General features: G+C 62.7%; 3 protein-coding genes. 1 reads left to right on the forward strand and 2 read right to left on the reverse strand.

Annotation, left to right across the window (positions count from 1 at the left end):
• Both AYR66_RS06765 and AYR66_RS06770 read right to left on the reverse strand, forming a co-directional pair.
• On the reverse strand, positions 1 to 861 hold an 861-nt coding region (locus AYR66_RS06765), incomplete at its 3' end, for an acyl-CoA dehydrogenase family protein (RefSeq protein ID WP_088709649.1).
• A 12-nt stretch (positions 862 to 873) separates the two neighbouring features.
• Positions 874 to 1,944 (reverse strand): phosphotransferase family protein, encoded by a 1,071-nt coding sequence (locus tag AYR66_RS06770; RefSeq protein ID WP_088706885.1) that lies wholly within the window; start codon positions 1,942 to 1,944, stop codon positions 874 to 876.
• A gap of 235 nt (positions 1,945 to 2,179) precedes the next feature.
• Here AYR66_RS06770 and AYR66_RS29900 point away from each other — a divergent pair.
• Positions 2,180 to 2,654 (forward strand): enoyl-CoA hydratase-related protein (locus tag AYR66_RS29900; RefSeq protein ID WP_420093125.1); only part of this gene is annotated, 475 nt, incomplete at its 3' end.

Genomic DNA, 2,654 nt, shown 5'->3' on the forward strand with positions numbered 1-2,654 from the left:
ATGCTGACCGATCGGCTTGCCGAATGCGGGACGGGTGCGTGCATGTTCGACCGCGATGTCATGGGCTCGCTGCGCCGCGCCGATCCACCGCATGCAATGGGTGAGGCGGGCCGGCGCCAGGCGCACCTGGGCATAGCGGAAGCCTCCGCCGATTTCGCCAAGGACGTCATCCCTGCTCACGACCAGGTCATCGATGTCGACCACCGCGTGACCTTGGGTAAACGAGGAGTCGATGGAATCGATCAGCCGCACGATCTTTACCGCCGGGTTTGGCAGGTCGACCATGAACATGGTCGCTCCTTCATCCTTGCCGTCCACCAGGGTGCGCGCCATCAGGATCATGAATGCCGCGCCATCCGCGCCAGTGATGAGCCACTTGCGGCCGGAGACCCGGAAGGTGTTGCCGTCCCCAGCCGCGACGGTTTGCAGGAGGCTGGGATCGGAGCCGGCGCCCGGCGCCGGTTCGGTCATGGCAAAGCAGGAACGGACCTTTGCAGTCGCGAGCGGTCGAAGGTACTTCTCTTTCTGGGCTTCAGACGCGACCACCTCGAGCAAGTGCATGTTGCCTTCGTCGGGGGCGGCGCAATGCAACGCGATGGGGCCGAGCGGGGAATAACCGGCGGCCTCGAACACGATAGCGCGCTGCACATGGGACAGCGCCTTGCCGCCATACGGGGAGGCGACCTGAGGAGCTAGCAGGCCGGCTTCCCTGGCCATGGTGTTCAGTTCAATGCGCAGCTCGTCGGTTGGGCCATGTGATGTGTTCCTCGGGTCCTTCTCGTACGGGATGATGCTCTCGACAAAACTGCGGACGCGCGCGCCAAGCTCCTTGTCCGCCTGCGGACTCGAAAAGTTGTACATATGATTTCCCCTTTAAAAGTGCTCGGTTTGAAGAACGTGCCCCGTGAAGTCGGCCAAACCCTCTGCCAAGCGGCCGAACGCAGCGTAGCGTTCAGGCACCGGATCGCCGCGCAGGTGCCGGACGTAAAGCTGGCGGAAAACGACACACAGCTTGAACATCGCCAGGACGCGGTAGTACTTGAAATCTCCCACTGCGAGCCCGGTGCGATCGACATACATCTCGATCACTTTTTGCCTGCTCGGGAAGCCCGGCTGCGTGGTGGGCATCTGCCGGAGGTCGTGCATGGCCTCCGGATCGTTCGGTTCGGTCCAATAGCTCAGGAGGGTGGCAAGGTCGAGCAAGGGGTCGCCCAGCGTGCCCATGTCCCAGTCAATAAGCGCGATCGGCTGCAGGCTGTCGCGGCCAAAGATTATGTTGTCGATCTTGAAGTCGCTGTGCAGCAGGCTGGTCCGCTGGGGTAGCGGCGCAGGTTGCGCCAGCCACTCCGCGGCCTCCTCGAGCGGGCGGGGAAGCATGCTGTCGAAGGCATCCTGTGCGCGCCGCGTCCAGTTCACCGCCTGGCGCTTCACCATGCCATCGGGCTTGCCGAGCTGGCCCAGCCCGATGGTGACAGGATCGAGCGCATGCAGGGCTGCCAGGACATCGAGCGTCGCGCCGGCAAGCGCGGCACCGCCAGCTTCGCCGCATCGCGCCATCTCCGGCGTCAGGCGGTCGCGGACCACCATGCCCTCGCGATATTCAATGAGCAGGAACGGCGCGCCTATGACTTCCGGATCCTCGCAATACAGGAGTGCCCTCGGCGCCAGCGGGAAGGACTCTGCCAGGCGACTCAGGATGCGATACTCGCGCCCCATGTCATTCGCCCCGATCGGCAGCGGACCGGCCGGCGGCCGACGAAGCACGTACAGGCTCCCGTTAACCCGGACCAGGAAATTCCAGTTGCCGAGGCCGCCCGAGAATTGCCGCGGTGAAAACTCCTGGTCGAGGGCATGCCCGTGCTGCGCCAGGTAGGCCGTGAGGCTGCTCCATTTCAACTGGTTCGTATCGTATGCGGGCCGAAACACGCTCGGGTCACTCAACATCACGGTTCCTCCAGAAAGGCGGTTCGACGTCTTGCCCTTGGTCTCTTGCCTCAGGTTATCGCACCGCTTGATCTTTCAATCTGATTGTCTGACAATCAGATTATTGTAAAAGCGCGATGCGATGTCAAGGCTTTTTCGTGCAGGCAGGCGCCCCGGGTGTGCAGCGCGCTTTTGTCTGGAAAAAGCACTGCCCGGTCCTTTCCACCTTTTTCAGGAGAACCTCATGTCAAACCAGTTGATCAAGACAGAAGTCATTGCAACCGAGCGCCTTTCCATCGGCGTGATTCGCCTTGACCGCCCCAGGCAGCTCAATGCGCTGAACGATGCGCTGATGGATGAACTCGGGGCTGCCCTACTGGGCTTCGATGCCGATCCGCAGGTCGGCTGCATAATCCTTGCCGGAAGCGAAAGGGCGTTCGCCGCCGGCGCCGATATTTCGGCGATGGCTGACGCGGGCTATACGGAAATGCTGATGAAGAATTACATCTCGCGGAACTGGGAGACCATCCTGCAGGTGCGCAAACCGGTGATTGCGGCCGTTGCGGGTTACGCTTTCGGCGGTGGCTGCGAACTTGCGCTGATGTGCGACATCATCATCGCTGCGGACAGCGCTCAGTTCGCGCTGCCCGAGATCCGCCTCGGCGTCATCCCCGGCGCAGGCGGCACCCAGCGCCTGCCGCGAGCCATTGGCAAGGCACGCGCCATGGACA

The sequence above is a fragment of the Noviherbaspirillum denitrificans genome, assembly GCF_002211445.1.
GTDB lineage: Bacteria > Pseudomonadota > Gammaproteobacteria > Burkholderiales > Burkholderiaceae_D > Noviherbaspirillum > Noviherbaspirillum denitrificans.

Excerpts from the sequence above, each read along its gene's own strand:
- AYR66_RS06770 (WP_088706885.1), bottom strand. The coding sequence starts at position 1,944 with ATGTTGAGTGACCCGAGCGTGTTTCGGCCCGCATACGATACGAACCAG.